The sequence below is a fragment of the Streptomyces sp. NPDC013455 genome (genome assembly GCF_040632975.1).
Classification (GTDB): Bacteria; Actinomycetota; Actinomycetes; order Streptomycetales; family Streptomycetaceae; genus Streptomyces.
Genome location: NZ_JBEYCX010000001.1, coordinates 538,455 through 556,269 on the forward strand (window position 1 = coordinate 538,455; position 17,815 = coordinate 556,269).

Annotated in this window: 14 protein-coding genes; 7 read left to right on the forward strand and 7 right to left on the reverse strand. The window is 75.2% G+C overall.

Annotated elements, in window-relative coordinates; all coding sequences use genetic code 11:
* Nucleotides 1–7: 7 nt before the first annotated feature.
* Genes ABZ576_RS02410 through ABZ576_RS02420 form a run of 3 tightly spaced genes read right to left on the reverse strand, consistent with a single transcriptional unit; the run spans nucleotide 8 to nucleotide 3,146 of the window.
* Nucleotides 8–865, reverse strand: a complete 858-nt coding sequence (locus ABZ576_RS02410; RefSeq protein ID WP_360734903.1) for a carbohydrate ABC transporter permease — start codon at nucleotides 863–865, stop codon at nucleotides 8–10.
* On the reverse strand, nucleotides 862–1,800 hold the full coding sequence (locus tag ABZ576_RS02415; RefSeq protein WP_360734905.1) for a sugar ABC transporter permease: 939 nt from the start codon (nucleotides 1,798–1,800) through the stop codon (nucleotides 862–864). Before ABZ576_RS02415 ends, ABZ576_RS02410 begins: the two co-directional genes overlap by 4 nt.
* Entirely contained in the window at nucleotides 1,797–3,146 is a 1,350-nt protein-coding gene (locus tag ABZ576_RS02420; RefSeq protein WP_360734907.1) for an extracellular solute-binding protein, read from the reverse strand. The genes ABZ576_RS02415 and ABZ576_RS02420 overlap by 4 nt, the downstream gene beginning before the upstream one ends.
* A 202-nt stretch (nucleotides 3,147–3,348) precedes the next feature.
* On the opposite strand from ABZ576_RS02420, the gene ABZ576_RS02425 reads away from it, so the two are divergent.
* Both ABZ576_RS02425 and ABZ576_RS02430 read left to right on the forward strand, forming a co-directional pair.
* Nucleotides 3,349–3,978 carry a toxin-antitoxin system, toxin component family protein gene (locus tag ABZ576_RS02425; RefSeq protein ID WP_360734909.1) on the forward strand — a complete coding sequence of 210 codons (630 nt, stop codon included), beginning with the start codon at nucleotides 3,349–3,351 and terminating at the stop codon, nucleotides 3,976–3,978.
* The gene (locus ABZ576_RS02430; protein WP_360734911.1) at nucleotides 3,975–5,207 is read left to right on the forward strand and encodes an MAB_1171c family putative transporter; all 1,233 of its coding nucleotides are present in this window, start codon (nucleotides 3,975–3,977) and stop codon (nucleotides 5,205–5,207) included. The genes ABZ576_RS02425 and ABZ576_RS02430 overlap by 4 nt, the downstream gene beginning before the upstream one ends.
* On the opposite strand, the gene ABZ576_RS02435 is transcribed toward ABZ576_RS02430, so the two are convergent.
* Both ABZ576_RS02435 and ABZ576_RS02440 read right to left on the reverse strand, forming a co-directional pair.
* A complete protein-coding gene (locus tag ABZ576_RS02435; protein WP_360734913.1) occupies nucleotides 5,197–6,045 on the reverse strand; it encodes an SMP-30/gluconolactonase/LRE family protein in 849 nt (282 codons plus the stop codon). The two genes, ABZ576_RS02430 and ABZ576_RS02435, sit on opposite strands and share 11 nt — an antisense overlap.
* A complete protein-coding gene (locus ABZ576_RS02440) occupies nucleotides 6,042–6,815 on the reverse strand; it encodes an IclR family transcriptional regulator (RefSeq protein WP_360734915.1) in 774 nt (257 codons plus the stop codon). The genes ABZ576_RS02435 and ABZ576_RS02440 overlap by 4 nt, the downstream gene beginning before the upstream one ends.
* Nucleotides 6,816–6,974: 159 nt before the next feature.
* Between ABZ576_RS02440 and ABZ576_RS02445 the strand changes: the two genes are divergently transcribed.
* Complete coding sequence (locus ABZ576_RS02445) at nucleotides 6,975–7,532, forward strand: hypothetical protein (RefSeq protein WP_360734917.1); 558 nt, start codon at nucleotides 6,975–6,977, stop codon at nucleotides 7,530–7,532.
* A 37-nt stretch (nucleotides 7,533–7,569) separates the two neighbouring features.
* Here ABZ576_RS02445 and ABZ576_RS02450 read toward each other — a convergent pair whose 3' ends face one another.
* Complete coding sequence (locus tag ABZ576_RS02450) at nucleotides 7,570–8,448, reverse strand: hypothetical protein (protein WP_360734919.1); 879 nt, start codon at nucleotides 8,446–8,448, stop codon at nucleotides 7,570–7,572.
* A gap of 261 nt (nucleotides 8,449–8,709) precedes the next feature.
* Between ABZ576_RS02450 and ABZ576_RS02455 the strand changes: the two genes are divergently transcribed.
* On the forward strand, nucleotides 8,710–10,155 hold the full coding sequence (locus ABZ576_RS02455) for an acyl-CoA synthetase (RefSeq protein WP_360734921.1): 1,446 nt from the start codon (nucleotides 8,710–8,712) through the stop codon (nucleotides 10,153–10,155).
* Nucleotides 10,148–11,533: a carboxyl transferase domain-containing protein gene (locus ABZ576_RS02460; RefSeq protein WP_360734923.1), complete on the forward strand. Its 1,386-nt coding sequence runs from the start codon at nucleotides 10,148–10,150 to the stop codon at nucleotides 11,531–11,533. The genes ABZ576_RS02455 and ABZ576_RS02460 overlap by 8 nt, the downstream gene beginning before the upstream one ends.
* Here ABZ576_RS02460 and ABZ576_RS02465 read toward each other — a convergent pair.
* Nucleotides 11,508–15,224, reverse strand: a complete 3,717-nt coding sequence (locus ABZ576_RS02465) for a S8 family serine peptidase (protein WP_360734925.1) — start codon at nucleotides 15,222–15,224, stop codon at nucleotides 11,508–11,510. The two genes, ABZ576_RS02460 and ABZ576_RS02465, sit on opposite strands and share 26 nt — an antisense overlap.
* A gap of 224 nt (nucleotides 15,225–15,448) precedes the next feature.
* Between ABZ576_RS02465 and ABZ576_RS02470 the strand changes: the two genes are divergently transcribed.
* On the forward strand, nucleotides 15,449–15,868 hold the full coding sequence (locus ABZ576_RS02470; RefSeq protein WP_360734927.1) for a CU044_2847 family protein: 420 nt from the start codon (nucleotides 15,449–15,451) through the stop codon (nucleotides 15,866–15,868).
* Nucleotides 15,865–17,805 (forward strand): trypsin-like peptidase domain-containing protein, encoded by a 1,941-nt coding sequence (locus tag ABZ576_RS02475; protein ID WP_360734929.1) that lies wholly within the window; start codon nucleotides 15,865–15,867, stop codon nucleotides 17,803–17,805. Before ABZ576_RS02470 ends, ABZ576_RS02475 begins: the two co-directional genes overlap by 4 nt.
* The last annotated feature ends 10 nt before the right edge of the window (nucleotides 17,806–17,815 follow it).

Below are 17,815 nucleotides of genomic sequence, written 5' to 3' on the forward strand. Positions count from 1 at the left end.
CCGCCGGTCACTGTCCGGCCAGGCCCGTGTGGGCGACGCCCGCCACGATCTGCCGCTGGAAGAAGACGAAGACGACGATCAGCGGCAGCCCGGCCATGAGGCCGCCGGCCATGAGCTGGGCCCACTGGATGCCGTAGGAGTTCATGACGGTCGCGATGCCGTTCGGCATGGTCATCAGGTCGGGGTTGTTGGTGACCATGTACGGCCACAGGAAGTTGTTCCAGGAGGCGATGAAGGTGAAGATGCCGACCGCCGCGAGGGAGGGGCGGGCCAGCGGGACCACGATGGTGAAGAAGACCCGCCAGCGGCCGGCGCCGTCGATGAAGGCGGCCTCCTCCAGCTCGCGCGGGACGCCCTGGAAGAACTTGTAGAGGATGTAGACCATCGCGGCGGGCGCGCACTGCGGCAGGATCATGCCCCAGTAGGTGTCGACCATGCCCATCTGCTGGACCGTGGTGAACAGGGGTACGCCGAGGACCGCCGGGGAGATCATCAGGCCCGCCATGACGATGCCCATCAGGACGTTCTTGCCGCGGAACTCGGTGCGGGCGAAGCCGTACCCGGCCGGTGCGGCGACCGCCAGCACCAGGGCGGTCACGCAGACCGACACCACCAGGGAGTTGACGAACCAGTCGGTGATGTTGCCGGTCTCCCACAGCCCCTTCCACGCCTGGGCCGTCCAGACCTCGGGCAGCCAGTGCGGCGGGATCGCGGCCGCCTCCGCCTCGGACTTGAACGAGGTGAGCAGGGCGGCGGCGATCGGCGCCATGAAGACGGCGGAGACGGCGGCGCCGGTCAGCGTGAGGACGATCTGGCCGGGAGTCCAGGGCCTGCGGGCCGTGGTCCGTGTCCGAGTGGCGCTCATCGGCCGCCCTCCTCTCGGTTGCGCAGCAGCCACATCCGGGTCAGGGCGACGACTGCGATGATCAGGAAGAAGACGATGGACATCGCGGAGGCGTAGCCCACGCGGTAGCTGGTGAAGCCCTGTTCCAGGGTGTACTGGACGAAGGGGCGGGTGCTCAGCTCCGGGCCCGGCGAGAAGTCCATCATCACGACGGCCTGGTCGAAGAGCTGGAGCGAGGCGAGGATCTGCAGCGCGATCACCAGGCCGGTGATGTTGCGCAGCATGGGCAGCGTGATGTGGACCATGCGGTGCCAGGCGTTCGCGCCGTCCAGCTTCGCGGCCTCGTACAGGTGCTCCGGGATGCCCTGGAGGGCGGCGAGGTAGAGCAGGAAGCTGAAGCCGACCGTCCACCACAGGGTCTCGATGACGATGGCGGGCATCGCGTACGACTTGTCGGTCAGCCAGGGCGTGTCGATTCCGAAGGTTTCGTTGACCAGGCCGATGCCCTGGGTGAACAGCCACTGGAACATGTTGGCGGCGACCGTCGAGGGCAGCAGGAACGGCATGAAGAAGCACAGCCGCCACAGCCACCTGCCGCGCTCGATGCTGTGGGCGAGCATCGCGAGCAGGAAGGCGAGGACGGTGATGCACGGGACGACCAGCAGCGTGAAGTAGGCGCTGTGGCCGAGCGCGTCCCACATCGCCGAGTCGTGCAGGGCCTCGCGGTAGTTGTCGAGGCCGACGAAGCCCGCGCCCTCGCCGGAGATGTTGGCGTCCGTGAAGCTGAGGTAGACGCCGCGCAGCAGCGGCCAGACGACGAAGAGCACGAAGAGCAGCAGGAACGGGGCGACGAACCAGCCCCCGTGCTGGAAGCCCTGCTTGCGGCGGAGGGTCGCGCCGGCGCTCGCGGTCCTGACGCGTACCGGTGCGACGACGGTCCGGGCGCTGGTCGTCATGCGGCCGCACCTCCCTGCGCGGCGGACGTGCCGTCCATCGGGTTCTTCGCGGCGAGCAGCCTGGTGAGGTGTTTCCTCATCGTCCGCGCGGCCGCGGCCGGCCGGGCGGAGCCCATGGTGGAGGACACGACGACCGGGCCGAGGTCCTGGGCGAGGACGCCGGTGGAACCCGCGAACCACACCTTCGGCTCGGTGGCCTGGTGGTCCATGGCGCTCACGTACTCGTTCTGCGGGGTCAGCGACTTGTAGGCGGCCGTGGAGAGGGTCGGCGTGTAGGCGGGGATGTGACCGCCCGCCGCCCACTGGAGGGCGTGCCTGACGACGTAGGCGGCGAGCCGGTGCGCGCCCTTGTTGGTGTCGCCGCCGCGGCCCGCCTGGTGCGGCAGGACGAAGGCGTGCGACTCGGCGTGGGTGGCCCGCTCGCCGAAGACGGGCGGCAGCGGGGTCGCGCCGTAGTCCAGGCGCGCGCCGGAGAAGACCGGCACGGACCAGTTGCCCTCCCAGGTGAAGGGGGCGCCGTTGACGAACTGTTCGCCGGTGGGTGCGCCGGGGACGACGTACCCGTCGGTGACGTGCCTGCGGAGGAACTCGAGGACCTCGGTGGCCTTGTCGGTGTCGAAGAGGACCTCGGTGTTGTCCTCGTCGAACCACCGGCCGCCCAGCTGGGTGTAGAAGGCGACGAAGAACCACCACTGGAAGTTCTGCTCGTTGGTCCACAGGCCGATCGTCTGGAGGCCCTTCTTCTGCGCGGCCCTGGCCTCCTTCAGGACGTCGAACCACGCGCCGGTGGAGGTGACCGGGATCATCCTGCCGTCGTCGCCGAGCAGGCCGGCCCTCTTCAGCACGTCCTTGCGGTAGAAGCAGAGCTGGACGTGGATGTCGAGCGGGAGGGCGTAGAGCTCGCCGTCGACGACGCCGCGGTTCCACAGCGCGGGGTTGAAGTCCTGCTGCCGTACGCCGTATTCGGCGAGGAGGCCGACGTCCCAGGGGTCGAGGAGACGGCCGGGCGAGAAGCCGGTGACCCGGCCCATGTGCATGACTCCGAGGTCGGGGGCGCGGTTGCCGGCGGCCGCCATGGCGAGCTTGGTGTAGAAGGGGTTGCCCCACTGGAGGGTGGAGTCCTTCACGTCGATGTCCGGGTTCGCCTTCCGGAAGGCGTCCAGCATCGCGATCATGTTGGCGCCGTCGCCGCCGCTGAAGAGGTTCCAGTAGCGCACGCGGGTGTCCGCGCCGGAGGCGAGCGCACCGGCCCCGGTACCGAGTGCCGCGAAGCCGAAGCCGCCGGCCACCGCCAGTCCGCCCGCCCCGGCCAGAAGTCGCCTGCGATGCAGGCCCGGTTGTCCCATACCCTGCCCCCACGTTCGATATTGCGAATGCCGACCGTAACTTCGAACGGGACCGTAGATTCGAAGCGACCGCGCGTCAATGGGTTGAACAAAGCTCACAGGTGGTTTGGCCTTGAACGACGGTCGCCGGATCGCATGACGGGAGCACATCCGGGCGCGTACGCTCGGACCAGCCGCACACCGGCGGTGAGAAGGGAGACCGATGACCATCGCGGGCGCGCGACAGCGAGCCGCACGGCTCGCCACGCGGCTGCGCGGCCTCCGTTCCGGAGCGGCGATGCGCTCCCTGGCCGGCGAGCTCGCCGCCGCCGTCCGCAGCCGGCCCGAGCCGCCGCGAGGCGTGCGGGAGTTGTGCGGGGCGCTGTGCGAGGAGATGAGCGCGCTGCGCGGCGGGCGGCCGCTGAAGCTGCGGTTCGAGAGGTTCCCGGACGAGATAGAAGTGACCGGGCTGTGGGTGGAGTTCGCCGACTTCGACGTGGTCATCGTCGAGGAGCGGGCCGAGGCCGTGCAGCAACTGGTCATCCTGGGGCACGAGCTGTGGCACCTGCACGCCGGGCACCGGCACCACCACCTGGCCGGGGCCGAGGCGGCCCGCGCCCTCGCCGAACGGCCCTGCTGGCGGGAAGCGGCCCTCACGGTGGCCGCCCGCGACGGCTCCCGGGAGACGGAGGAGGCCGAGGCCGACGACTTCGGCCACCGCCTGGCCACCCTGTTCCGCGACCACCTCTCCGGCACCCCGCGCACCCCGCCGGGGCCCGTGCAGCGCTCCCTCGGCTACCGCGGACGTGAGCGGGCGGGCCGGACGTCCACACCCGGGGGGCCCGCCCGGTGACCGTCCTGGCGCTGAGCCCCGCCGCACTCCTCGACGAGTTCTACATCTCCTTCTGGATCCCGACGGCCGTGCTCACCGCCGCCCTGGCCATCAAGCTGCCGACGATCATCCGGCTGTGGCGGGATCCGCTGCTGCGGGCGGTCGGCGGGCTGCTGCTGCTCGCCTGCGCGGTGTTCGTGTTCTGCACGCCGTCCGTCATCGCCTTCGTCAACCGGCTGACCGGCGTGCCCAACATCTCGGCGCCCTGGTGCTACTCGCTGATCACCGCGTTCTGCGGGTCCTGCCTGCTGCTGATCATCACCTGGCGCAACGGCCTGTCCGACCGCTCGGCCGCCACCCGGCGCGCGATGCGCTGGGTGGTCTCGGTGTACTCCGCGGTGATCGTGGCCCTGTGGGTGCTGTTCCTGCTCGCCGACGCCCCCGAGGAGCGGCTGCGGGACCTGGACACCTACTACGCCCGCACGCCGTTCATGCGCGAGGAGATCCTGCTCTACCTCGTCGCGCACGCCGCGGCCTGTCTGATCACCTCGCGGCTCATAGGGAACTGGGTGCGCACCGAGGGCCTGGACGCCTGGCTGCGCTGGGGCCTGAAGCTGCTGGGCGCCGGCTACGTCCTCAACCTGATCTTCGACGGGGTCAAGCTGACCGCCGTCACCGCCCGCTGGTGCGGGCGGGACCTGGACTGGCTGAGCACCGACCTCGCACCGCCCGTGGCCGCCCTGTCCGCCATCCTCATCGCGGTCGGCTTCATCCTGCCGCACGCCGGCCAGTACCTGCACGACCGCTGGCGGGTCCGGCTCGCCCACCGCGACCTGCGCCCGCTCTACCAGCTGATGCGCGGCGCGAGCGGCGAGGGCGTGCCGTTCGTGCTGCGCGCCACGCCCGAGCTGCGGCTCACCCGGCGCGAGACGTTCATCCGGGACGTGCTGCTGCCGCTGGCCCGGCACATGGACACCGGCCTCGCCGCACGCGCGTACGACGCGGCGCTGGCCCTCGGTCATCCGCCCGAGCGGGCCCGGGCGCTGGCGGCCGCGGTGAGCATCCTCGACGCCGTCGAGGCCCGGGCCCGTGGCCCGGAGCCGGCCGAGCCGGCCACCGGGCCCGACACCACCCACCTGCTACGGGAGATCGGGGCCGTCTCCCGGGCGCTGCGCCGTCCCGACGACATCGCCGCCGTACGCGCGCGTGCGGCCCGCCCGGTCGCCCGGGCGCACCAGGTCAGCCCCTGAACGGCGGTTGGGGCAGGCCCTTGCCCGCGTCCGGTACGACCAGCAGGGAGCCGGCGACCGGGTGGGGTGCCGCGAGGCCCGTGCGGGCGGTCGTGATGTACAGGTCGGTCAGGCCGGCGCCGCCGAACGCGCAGGCCGTCGTCCGCGGGGTGGGCAGGGTGATCACCCGGTCCAGCTCGCCGTCGGGCGTGTAGCGGCGTACCGCTCCCCCGTCCCACAGGGCCACCCAGACGCAGCCCTCCGCGTCCACCGTCAGGCCGTCCGGGAAGCCCGCACCCTCCTCGATCTCCACCAGCGGGCGCCGGTCGTGGACGACGCCGTCGGCGTCGTGGTCGAAGACGTCCACGCGGCGGGTCGGGGTGTCGACGTGGTACATGAGGCTGCCGTCGGGGCTCCAGCCGGTGCCGTTGCTGATGGTGACGTCGGGCAGGACCGTCCGCACGGAGCCGTCCCCGGTCAGCCGGGACAGCGTGCCGCCGCCCGTCGCCTCGTCGTAGCGCATCGTGCCCGCCCACAGGGACCCGTCGGGCGCCACCGCGGCGTCGTTCGCGCGGCGGCCCGCGACCGGTTCGTGGTGCAGCCAGCGGAACGTGTCGTCCGGGTCCAGCAGCCCGACGCCGTCCCGCAGGTTCAGCACCAGGCCGCCGCCCGCCCGGGGCTTGGCCGCGCCGACGTGCTGCCCCGTCGTACGGACCGTCCGGCGGCCGGACACGGGATCGTACGTGTGGATCCGCATGCCCAGGATGTCCAGCCAGAGGAGCCGGCCCGTCGCCGGGTCCCAGGTCGGGCCCTCGCCGAGCGCCGCCTCGGCGCGCACCGCCACCTCGTACGCCGTCACAGCGCGCTCCTGTGGCCCAGCCGCTCCGACAGCTCCGCCGCGCCCTTGGCGGCCAGCTGCTCCAGCTCGGCCCGGCGCTCCTCGCTCCAGCGGATCATCGGGACGGAGATGGACAGCGCGGCCACGGTCCGGCCGGTGCGGTCGTGGACCGGCGCGGCCACGCAGGAGACGTCCGGGTTGGACTCGCGGTTCTCCACCGCGATGCCCCGCTGCCGGACCTCGGCCAGGGCCGCGCGCAGGGCGGCCGGGTCGGTGATGCTGTTGGGGGTCATCGCGGCCAGCTCGGTGCCGTCCGGGACCCGGGCGGCCAGCTCCTGCTCCGGCAGCGCGGCCAGCAGCATCTTGCCGACCGAGGTGCAGTGGGCGGGCAGCCGGCGGCCGGCGGCGGAGACCATGCGGACCGCGTGCGTGGAGTCGACCTTGGCGATGTAGATGACGTCCGTGTCCTCCAGGATGGCCACGTGGACCGTCTCGTCGCAGGTCTCGGCGACCGAGCGGGCCACCTGCTGGCCCTCGGCGGCGAGGTCGAGCTGCTCGGCGTAGCGGCTGCCGAGCTGGTACGGGCGGACACCGAGCCGGTACCGTCCGGGCTGTCCGGGCACCGGCACGATGTACGACCGTGCGGCGAGCGTGGTGACCAGTTCGTGCACGGTGGTGCGCGGCAGCTGGAGCTTGCGCACGATGTCGGGGGCGGAGAGCGTCCCGTCCCCGTCGAGGAACAGCTCCAGAATGTCGAGAGCCCGGGTCACGGCAGGCACGAGGCGTCCCACGTCCGGCCCCCTCCCTTGGGTCTAAGCGCCTGCGCGACACCGGCGGCCCCCCAGGGGGACGTTCGAGATATCAACAGGCGATCGGCATGACGAACACAGGCTAGTCATGCCGGGTGGTCCCGGCAATGGGTCGGCGGCCGGCCGGGCACCATGGACGGCATGCGTCTGGACTTCCAGCTGGTTCTGCTGCGCCGCATGGGCGACCACAACCCGGACCTCGTGGAGGACGCCCGGCGGCGGCTCGGCGCGTCGGCCGCCGACATGCGCGAGGCCAACAAGCGGTGGCAGGCGATGGTCCGCTCGCCCCGGGCCCGGGGCGCGGCCGCCGGGTACCGCTCCGTCCTCGGCGAACCGGAGTCCGTCGTGCCGCTCCGCCTCGGCGATGTGGACTGCGAGGCACGGCGCTGGGCGCTGCCGCTCTGGCCCGACCTGCGCTTCGAGGTGCTGGTCGGACCCGACGGCGGGGTCTGGAACGCCTGGCTGGTACGGGCGCCGGGCGCCCCGGCGCCGTCCCTGCGCACCCTGGAGGACCTGACCCCCTGGTCCTGCACGGTCGACGAGGCCGCCCGCGCCTTCGCCCCCGCCCGGCCGCTTCAGGGCACGGCCCCCACCCGGTGGGGGCTGGCCTTCACCGCACCGGACCGGGACGGCGTACGGCACGAGGTGGTCGCCGAGTTCACCTGGGGCCTGCTCCAGCGGACGGCGGCCGCCGGCTGAGCCCCGCAGCGGGCCGGCGCGACCGGCGGTACACCCCCTAGGCCGGGTCCTCGGCCGCCGCCAGGACCGCCCGGGCCACGTGCGGCAGCGAGTCCGGGTGCAGTGACAGGAACAGGTTCGGCTCCACCAGTTCCAGTTCCATCAGGCGGGGCTCGCCGTCGTCGCCGTCCACCAGGTCCACGCGCGCGTACAGCAGCTCCGGACCGCCGGGCACGGCCGCCAAGGCCTTCTCGGCCACGGCGAGTTCGGCGTCCGTGGGCCGCCAGCGCACAAGGCGGGGGTGGGCGACCTTGTCGGCGTCGTACGGCGTGCCGGGCGCCAGGACGGCCCCCTTGCGGCTGGCGTGCAGCAGCCGGCCGCCGAAGAACTGGAGCGCCCGCTCCCCGGTCACGTCGATCGCCGGCAGGTACGGCTGGAGCATCGCGGTGAGGCCCTCCGCGTGCATCCGCGCGAGCTGCCGTGCCGCCGTGCCGTGTTCGGCGGGGGTGTAGCGGGCGGCGAACCGGGCGCCCGCGCCCGAGACCGGCTTGATCACGAACTCGTGGCCGTCGGGCAGGACGGCCGGCTCGCCGGGCGCCAGGTAGCGGGTGGGCACGGTGGGCACGCCGGCCGCCGCCAGCTGTCCGAGGTAGCGCTTGTCGGCGTTCCAGCGCACCACGGGGGCCGGGTTGGCGAGCCGGGTCGCGGCCCCGACCCGCTCCACCCAGGCCGTGAACTCGGCGGTCCGCCAGCTGTAGTCCCAGGTGGAGCGGATCACGACGAGGTCGTAGCCGCCCCAGTCCACCGCCGGGTCGTCCCAGTACCGGGCCTCCGCCTCGGCACCGGCGTCCGTGAGGGCCCGCACCAGCACCGGCAGATCGGTGTCCTTGCTCGGCTCGGCTCCGGGGTCGTAGGTGGCGAGGGCGATGCGGGGCACGGCGGACTCCCTGTCGTACGAGGGTTCGATGGGCGGTGCGGCTGCGAGGCTAACAAGCACCGGTGCGCCGGAACACCTCGCGCTCGCCTTCCCTCCGCGGGGGCCGGCGCCGTCGGCCGTGCCGCCGGTGACGCCGTTTCGCCCTCCGGGCCGCCCGTCCCGGCCGGATAATCGTGGCGTCGTCCCCCGACGGCTCTTTCCGACAGCTTTTCCCGACAGCTCTTCCCGACAGCTCTTCCCGACAGCCAAGGAGTGCGCCGCGTGTCCTCTCTCTTTCCCGCCCTGACGGACGGTCCGGGCGAGCGGGTCGCCCTGCGGTTCGGGCCGCGGACCCTGACGTACGGCGAACTCGCGGGCGCCGCGGGCGCGGTCGCCGCCCGGGTACGGGACGCCGGCCGGGTCGCCGTGTGGGCCACCGCGGAGCTGGAGACCGCCGTCGCGGTGACCGGCGCGCTGCTCGCCGGCGTGGCCGCGGTGCCGCTCAACCCGAAGTCGGGCGGGAAGGAGCTGGCGCACATCCTGTCCGACAGCGCGCCGTCGCTGGTCCTGGCCGCGCCCGGCGCCGAACTGCCCTCGGTCCTCGCGGACCTCGCGCGCGTCGACGTCGACGCGTCCGCCCGGGCCGGCGTGCCCGCGGAGCGGGCCGAGGACGGCGATCCCGCGCTGATCGTCTACACCTCCGGCACCACCGGCCCGCCCAAGGGCGCGGTGCTGCCCCGCCGGGCCCTCGCCACCACGCTGGACGCGCTCGCCGACGCCTGGCAGTGGACCGCCGACGACGTACTGGTGCACGGCCTGCCGCTGTTCCACGTGCACGGGCTGGTGCTGGGCGTCCTCGGGCCGCTGCGGCGCGGCGGCTGCGTCCGGCACCTGGGCCGCTTCGGCACCGAGGGCGTGACCCGTGAGCTGAACGACGGCGCGACCATGATGTTCGGGGTGCCGACGATGTACCACCGCATCGCCGAGGCCCTGCCGGACGACCCGGAGCTGGCGAAGGCGCTGGCCCGGGCCCGGCTGCTGGTCTCCGGCTCGGCCGCGCTGCCCGTCCACGACCACGAGCGGATCGCGGCGGCCACCGGCCGGCGCGTGCTGGAGCGGTACGGCATGACGGAGACGCTGATGAACACCAGCGTCCGGGCCGACGGCGAGGCCCGGGCCGGAACGGTCGGCGTGCCGCTGCCGGGCGTGGAACTGCGGCTGGTGGAGGAGGACGGCACGGAGATCACCGCGTACGACGGCGAGAGCGTCGGCGAGATCCAGGTGCGCGGCCCGAACCTGTTCACCGCGTACCTGAACCGGCCCGACGCCACCGCCGCCGCCTTCACCTCCGACGGCTTCTTCCGCACCGGGGACATGGCCGTGCGGGAGCCGGACGGGTACGTGCGGATCGTCGGGCGCAAGGCCACCGACCTGATCAAGAGCGGCGGTTACAAGATCGGGGCCGGGGAGATCGAGAACGCGCTGCTGGAGCACCCGGGGGTGCGGGAGGCGGCGGTCACCGGGGAGCCGGACGCCGACCTGGGCGAGCGGATCGTGGCCTGGATCGTGCCGGCGGACGCGGGGAACCCGCCCGGCGCGCGGGAGCTGGCGGACCATGTGGCGGGGCGGCTGGCCCCGCACAAGCGCCCCCGGGTCGTCCGGTACCTGGAGGCGCTCCCGCGCAACGACATGGGGAAGATCATGAAGCGGGCCCTGCCCGATGCCTGACCGGCTCTCGGCGCGACAGGTCCTGGCGCTGGTCGCGGACCCCGGCACCTTCCGCGAACTGCCCGACCCGCCAGGGGAGTCGCAGCCGGACGGCCCGCTCGGCTGGCAGGGCTACGACGCCTCACGCGCCCGGGCCGCCGACCGCACCGGCGAGCGGGAGTCGGTCGTCTGCGGCACCGCGGACGTGCGGGGCACCCGGGCCGTACTGATCGCCTTCGAGTTCGGCTTCCTGGGCGGATCCCTGGGCCGGCGCACCGGGGACCGGCTGGAGGCGGCCTACCGCCACGCCCGGGAACACCGGCTCCCGGTCGTGCCGTTGACCGCGACCGGCGGCAGCCGCATGCAGGAGGGCATGCTCGCGCTGACCCAGCTCCAGCGGGTGGCCCGCGAGTCCGCGCGGACCAGGGAGGCCGGGCTGGCCCAGATCGCGGTGGTGCGGGACCCGACGACCGGCGGCGGCTGGGCCACGCTCGGCGCGGGCGCGGACGTGATCCTCGCCCTGCCCGACGCCCAGGTGGGCTTCGCCGGCTCCCGGGTCCGCCCGCCCGGCGCCGACCCGGCGGCCTACACGGCCGAGGCGCAGGTGGCGGCGGGCTCGGCGGACGCGGTGGTCCCCCCGCGGGAGCTGCGGGACACGCTGGGGCGGTGGCTGCGGCTGCTGTCCCGCGCGGCGGCCGGGCGGCCGGGCGAACCCGCGCCCGTTCCCGCCGCGCTCGGTGCGGGCGGGCTGCCCACCACCGGCATGGACGCCGTCCGGCGCGCCCGGGACGCCGGACGGCCACGGGCGCACGCCTACCTGGACGCCTACTTCGACCACCGGGCGGCCATCGCCGGGGACCGGTGCGGCGGGAGCGACCCCGACGGCATGCTGTGCGGGTTCGGTGAGCGGGACGGCCGTACCGTGGCCTACGCGGCGCAGACCGGCACGGCGACCCGGCCGGCCGGGTACCGCACCGCCGCCCGGCTGATCCGGCTGGCGGACCGGCTCGGCATCCCCGTGCTCACGCTGGTGGACACCCCGGGCGCCGCGAACGACGCGGAGGCGGAGCGGCAGGGCGTCGGCGCGGCGATCGCCGAGGTGTTCGGCGCGGTGGCCGCCGCCCGGGTGCCGGTCACCACCCTCGTCATCGGCGAGGGCGGCTCCGGCGGCGCCCTGGCGCTCGCCGCGCCCGGCAACACCTGGATCGCCCCGGACGGTTACTTCTCGGTGATCGCCCCGGAGCTCGCCGCGGCCATCCTGAAACGCCCGCCCGAGGAGGTGGCGGCGACCGCCGGACAGCTGCGCATCCGGCCGCAGGACCTGGTGGAGCTGGGGGTGGTCCGGGGCATCGCGGGCCACCCCCGCCCCGGGCTCAGCGCACCGCGGCCGCCCGGATGACCTCCTGGGTCACCGAGCCGCCCCGGTCGTCGCGGGCCGAGGCCCGCAGGGACACGTGGGCGGCGCCGCGCGGCACGTCCAGCGTGCCCCGCCAGGAGGCGCCCGGGCCGCCGGTCAGCGGGACCGGCCGCCAGGTGGCACCGTCGTCGTAGGACACCTCCAGGCGGCCGCCGCCCAGGGCCCCGGTGCCGGCCGCCCCCGCCATGTGGCCGGCGCGGAGCCCGACACGGGTGCGGTGGCCGCCGCGCACCCGGCCGGCGAGGTCGGTGGGGACGTCGAAGGCGAGGTTGACGAGCGGCAGGGCGGTCCAGCGGTCCTCCGGGGTGGCCGCGGACCGGAAGGTCCACTCGGTGTGCCCCCGCGTGGCCACCGGCCAGCGCCCGGCGTCCAGGGCGGTGTCGGTGACCACCGTGTAGGCGTGCTCGTCGGCGGGCGCGTCCCGGACCTGGACGGCGGAGCCGGTGCCCCGGTCGACGAGCGTGCCGTCCAGGTACACGGCGGTGGTCTGGCTCATCCCGCTGCCGTCGCTCCACACGTCGCCGAAGCCGGTGTGGTCGGGCCCGGAGTCGCCCCAGCCGGGCGTGTTCAGCCGGAGCAGGTTCCCGGCGCGTTGCTGGCCCCAGCCCAGCCCGGTGCCCAGCCAGGGGTGCCACACCGGGCGGAACCAGTCCAGCCGCGGCCGCGACCCGCCGTCGTACCGCACCGGCCCGCCGCGCTCCTCCAGCGCGCCGTCGGCGGTCGTGACCGTCTCCTGCCAGAGCCGGCCGGGGCCGGTGGAGACGTAGTCGGTGCGCTCGGCGGGCAGCGAGACGCGTTCGGGGAAGCCGAGGCCGATCGGGAAGGCGCCGGAGACCGCGTAGCGGAACTCGCCGCCGCTCGGCGTCCGTGCGGCGTGGAACCGGACGCGGACGGCGGCCAGTCCGTCACGGCCGGGGGCGTAGGTGAGGTCGCGGTCCGGTACGGCCCCCTCGTGGCCCGCCGAGAGGTCGTACACGTACGGCGCGTCGGGGGTGCCGGTCAGGTCGGCCCGGCCGGCCGCCCTGAGGCGGGCCGCGTCCGCCCGGTCGACCGTGGCGATCGGCAGCGGCCGGTCGGCGTTGTCGTCCGTACCCCACCAGGCCATCAGCCGGCCGGGGGCGTCGTCGGTGACGAACAGTGCCCGGGCGCCCGCGTCCTGGGCGGCCCGCGCGAGCGCCACGGGGTCGGCGCCGGCGGCCAGATGCGCGAGGACCGCCTTGCCGGCGACCCCGCCGACGGGCCCGTCGCCCACGTCGACCAGCGGCAGCCGCGTGCGGCCCGCGACGAGCGTGCCGCCCGGCTGGACGGTGGCCTCCCGCACCCCGGCGACCTCCAGCAGCGGCTTGGCCAGCCGCCACACGGTCCGGTACGCGAAGGTGCCCTGGGTGACCCCGGGGGTGGGCGCGGCGAAGAGGCTGTCGTAGGCGAGGGGGACCTGGACGGCGGCGAACAGGTCGGCTCCGTTCGCCCGCCGGCCGTACTCCATGACGAGCTGGCGGGTCTCGGTGCGCCGGTCCACGTCGGCGCTGATCTCCCTGAGCCGCCGGCCGTCCAGGGTGACGTCCCGGTCGCGGTCGAGCGTGATCTCCGGGGCGGCGAGGAAGGCGAGGCCGAGGGAGTCGGCGCCGTGGGCGCCGGGCACGTCGAGGAAGGAGTCGAGGGAGTAGGTGCCGGGCGCGAGGCGCAGCCGGAGCGTGCCGGAGCCGCCGACGTGGGCGGGCTGGGCCTCCGTGTCCGCGGCGAGCCGCTGGAGGGTGAGGTCGGCGGCGGCGGGGGCGCCCGCGCGGTCCCTGACGTGGACGGTGAGCGTGTACCGCTCCTCCTCCTTGACCAGCCCGAAGACGGTGTGCGCGAGCGTGTCGCCGGCCGGGCCGGCGGCGACGATCCGCCCGCTGGTGCGGCCCGTCGGCGCCTTGGAGGCGTCGCTGGTGACGGTGGTGCCGGCAGTGCCGTGGGCGGGGACGGTGAGGGTGTCCCGGCCGAGGGTGGCGACGCCGTCCGGCGCGCCCCGCACCGACAGCCTCAACTCGACCGGTTCACCGGTCGTGTTGGTGTAGGTGAGGGTCCGTGTGACGGGCTCGTCGTCCTCGTACGGCCAGCTGTGGAAGCCCAGGTCGGCGCTGCCGGTGGCGACGACCGTCGCGCGCACCGCGTCCGGCACGCTCAGCCGGCCGGCGCCCAGCAGGTAGGCGGAGTCGTCCAGTTGGCGCGCGCCGGACATCAGCGCGTCCTTCAGCCGCGTGCCGGTCCAGTCCGGATGCCGCTCGGCGAGCAGCGCGGCGGCCCCCGCGACCTGGGGTGCCGCCATCGACGTACCGCTCATCGGGGTGTAGTCGCCGGTGCCGGGCACCAGCCGGGAGCGGGCGGCGAGGATGTCGACGCCGGGGGCGGCGAGGTCGGGCTTGAGGGCGTGGTCGCCGTACCGGGGTCCGGCGGAGGTGAAGGGGGCCGCCCGGTCGGCGGAGTCCACCGCGCCGACGGTGAGGGCCGCGTCGGCTGCGCCGGGCGAGCCGATGGAGGAGGGGGCGCCGGTGTTGCCGGCGGCGACGACGAACAGCGCGCCGGTCTCCCGGGAGAGGGCGTTCACCGCCTGGGACATGGGGTCGGTGCCGTCGCTGGGCTCCGTCGAGCCGAGGCTCATGGAGACGATCCGGGCGCGCACGTCCCGCGCGGCCCACTCCATCCCGGCGATGATCTGCGATTCACTGCCGGAGCCCTGGTCGCCGAGCACCTTGCCGACGGCGAGCGTCGCGCCGGGCGCCACCCCCTTCTCCCTGCCGCCGGAGGCGGCGCCGCTGCCGCCGACGGTGGAGGTGACATGGGTGCCGTGCCCGTTGCGGTCGGCGGCCTCCTCCCCCTCGACGAAGCTCCGCACGGCACCGATCCGGCCCCGCAGATCGGGGTGGCCGAGGTCGGCGCCGGTGTCCAGGACGGCGACGGTGACGCCCTTGCCGGTCAGCCCCGCCTCCCAGGCCGCGCCGGTGCCGATCTGCGCGTTGCTCTCGGCGAGCGCGGCCCGCACCCGCCCGTCCAGCCAGACCTTGGCGATGCCGGGCGTCCGGGTGAGGGACCGCCAGAAGGTGCGGCCCCGGTCCGCTTCCAGCGCCGCCCCGTGCAGCGCGGCCAGGGTGCGGATCCGGCGCGCGCCGGCCGGGACGGCGGCCCGCGCCCGCCGGTCGTACGTCACGATCAACGGCAGCGCGCCGGCGTCGGCGAGTCCCTGCCGGATCAGCGCGCCGACGTCGAACAGCCGCCCGTCCAGCGTCCCGTCGCGCAGGTACGGCAGCGCCTCGTCCGGTACGACGGTGAGGTGACCGCCGTCCGACCGGGTCCGGACGGCACCGGTGGCCCCGGGCGGCCGCCGCACGGTGACCGTGCGGCGGCCGTGCCCGAGGTCGGTGACGGTCACCTCGTCGCCGGTGACGAGGGTGACGGTGGCGGGCGCACCGGTGGCGCTCCGGGCGGCGGGCGGGGCCGCGGTCCCCTGCCCGGCGGCGGGCGGGGCCGCGGTCCCCTGCCGGGCGGCGGGCGGGGCGGCGGTTCCCTGCCGGGCGGCGGGCGGGGCGGCGGTCTCCTGCCGGGCGGCCGCCGGGCCGCCGGGCAGCAGGGTGCTCAGCAGCGCCGCCGCCAGCACGGCCGTACCGCGTCTGCCTGCTCCTCGTGCTCTGGTCATCCACGCCTCTTCTCGTGCGGGTGGAGCGCGTCGGGTGCCGCGATGGGTGCCGGGCGGCGCGCGGCGCACCGGGGCCGGCCGGAGGCGGCGGGCCGGCGCGGCGGCGGGTTCTCGCCACGCCGGAGGTGTTCCGCCACATGTGTTCGAGGATGTGACACCCGAAGCACAGTCCGTAACATGGGAGTTGGTCACGAGTCAGATACGACGGGGGAGCCGCCGGCGCCATGGACGGATGGGTGGAGTTCAGGACCGAGGACGGCGCGCACGTGGTGGTGGAGGACGTGGTCACCCGGTCCGGTGCCCGCCTCGTCTCGCGCGGTGACGGACCGGCGCAGGCCGCCCGCACCTTCGAGGGGGCGCTGGACGGCGTGCGCGCGGCCGCGGCGGCCGCGCTGCGGGTCTTCCGGGACGGGAGCCTGCGCCCCGACGCGGTGGAGATCGAGTTCGGCGTGCGGCTGTCCGCGGAGGCCGGTGCCGTCATCGCGAAGGGGTCGGCGGAGGGCCACCTGGTCGTGAAGCTCAGCTGGTCCCCGGGACAGCAGCCGGAGCAGGCCGCGCCGGAGCCGGCCCCGCCGGCCCGGACGGTGCCGGGCCAGAGCGCGCCGGGCGAGCCCGCACCCGACCCGGAGTCCGCCGGCCGGTGAGGAGCAGCGCTGCCTGGCACGCCCGGATCGCCTGCGGCAACGAGGTGGGGGCCGGCTTCCTGATCGGCGGGCGACGGGTGCTCACCTGCGCGCACGTCGTCCGGTGGAGCGACCGGGCCACGGTGACCGTCAGTTTCCCGCACGCCCGGGAGCTGGGCGAGCTGTCCGCGTCGGTGGTCGCGCACGGCGGCTGGGCGGGTGCGGCCACCGACCCCGGCGACGTCGCCGTACTCGAACTGGAGCGCGCCGTCCCGCTCGCCCCGGCCGGCTTCGCACCGCCCGACGCCGCGTACACCGAGCCGTGCCCCAAGCTGATCGCGTACGGCTTCCCGGAGGGTTACGACGAGGGCACGCTCGCCGAGTACCAGGCCGTCTCCGGCCAGTTGATCGCCGGTGAGTGGCTGGAGCTGGTGGCGTGGCACGGGCACGGGCAGCCGCTCGTGGCCGGTTTCAGCGGGGCGGCGGCGACGCTGCCGGACGGCAGGGTGGCCGGCATGGTCACCGCGGCCGCCGGGTCGCCGGACGTGCGCAAGGGACGCATGCTGCCGCTGGACGTGATCGCCCGGTACTGGCCCGAGCTGGGCGAGCTGGTGCCCACGCCCGGCCACCGGGACGACGCCCGCCGCCGGCTGTACGCCCTGCTGCGGCGGGCCGCGTCCGGTGCCGGCCGGGCGGGCGACCCGAACCGGCTGTACGTGGACGCGGTGGGCGCCTTCGGACCGCCCCTGCCGCCGGGCGGCTTCCCCTCCCTGTGGGAGGCCGCCGCGTACGTGCAGTGGGAGGTCCCGGACCCGGACGCGGTGAGCCGCTTCGCCGACCGGCTCGGCGAACTGCTGGACGGCGGGGCCGGGTTACGCGTCCCGGCGGCGCCGGACCCGCTCGACGCGCCGGACCCGCTCGCCGCGCCGGACGCCCCGGCGGGTCCGGCCGGGCCGGCGGCCCCGGCCTGGTCGCCGGTCGTGGTCGAGATCGACCACAGTGGCGCCGGTCCCGACCAGGTGACCGTGGAGGTGTCCGCGTACCGCGACGGCCACCGCAGGCCGGTGGGCGCGCGCCGGCTGCCGCGCAATGGGGTCCGGGCCTACGTCCAGAGCCGTATCGACGACGCGGTGGCCCAGCTCGCCCCGGACGCCGACGAGCTGGTGACGTTCGTCCTGCCGCGCGAGTGGCTGAACGAGGCGGTGGCGCACTGGGAGTGCGGCGCGGACGACAGCACGCCGCTCGGCTGCGCCTATCCCCTGGTGGTGGCCGACCGCGCCCGCCACCACAGCGGCCGGCTCCGCCACCAGCTGCGCAAGAAGTGGCAGAAACTGGACTCCGGGGGCGGTGTCGAGGTGCACCGCGTCGAGTGCGGTACGCGGGAGCGGCCGCCGAGTCTGCGCAAGCGGCTGTGGGACGGCGACGCGGGGCTGGCGGGCTTCGCGGCGCCGCCGGCCGTGGCACGGCAGCACTTCGAGGTCGGTCTCACCGTGCCCGTGCCGGTCCTGCTGTGGTCCCGGGCCGACGTCCCGTGCGCCGCCCACGCGGACGTGTCCTGCCCCGGCACCACGGACCGGGAACCGCCCCGCGCGGACACCACGGACCCCGAAGCGGACCGGGAAGCACCGCACCCCGGCACCGGGACACGGGGTGCGCCGGGGCCCGGTGCCGCGGCACCGGATGCGGCCCGGCCCGGTGCCGCGGCACAGGATCCGGCCCGGACCGGCGCCGACGGGCGGGAACCCGCCTGCCCCGGCACCGCGTTCCTCGACCAGCTCACCGCCGCGCTCGCCGGCGTCCCGCCCGTCGAGCTGCCCCGGCACGTCCTGGAGCTGCGGCTGACCGCGGACGCCGCCGAGGAACCGGACCGGCACTGGGCGAGGGACCTCCAGCTGCTCTGGGACGACCCGCGCTGCTTCCCGGAGACCACCGCGAGCCTGCACTCACCCGTCGCCTGACCGACCGCAC

Excerpts from the sequence above, each read along its gene's own strand:
- ABZ576_RS02470 (WP_360734927.1), top strand. The coding sequence starts at position 15,449 with ATGGACGGATGGGTGGAGTTCAGGACCGAGGACGGCGCGCACGTGGTG.
- ABZ576_RS02465 (WP_360734925.1), bottom strand. The coding sequence starts at position 15,224 with ATGACCAGAGCACGAGGAGCAGGCAGACGCGGTACGGCCGTGCTGGCG.
- ABZ576_RS02420 (WP_360734907.1), bottom strand. The coding sequence starts at position 3,146 with ATGGGACAACCGGGCCTGCATCGCAGGCGACTTCTGGCCGGGGCGGGC.
- ABZ576_RS02415 (WP_360734905.1), bottom strand. The coding sequence starts at position 1,800 with ATGACGACCAGCGCCCGGACCGTCGTCGCACCGGTACGCGTCAGGACC.
- ABZ576_RS02425 (WP_360734909.1), top strand. The coding sequence starts at position 3,349 with ATGACCATCGCGGGCGCGCGACAGCGAGCCGCACGGCTCGCCACGCGG.
- ABZ576_RS02445 (WP_360734917.1), top strand. The coding sequence starts at position 6,975 with ATGCGTCTGGACTTCCAGCTGGTTCTGCTGCGCCGCATGGGCGACCAC.
- ABZ576_RS02460 (WP_360734923.1), top strand. The coding sequence starts at position 10,148 with ATGCCTGACCGGCTCTCGGCGCGACAGGTCCTGGCGCTGGTCGCGGAC.
- ABZ576_RS02410 (WP_360734903.1), bottom strand. The coding sequence starts at position 865 with ATGAGCGCCACTCGGACACGGACCACGGCCCGCAGGCCCTGGACTCCC.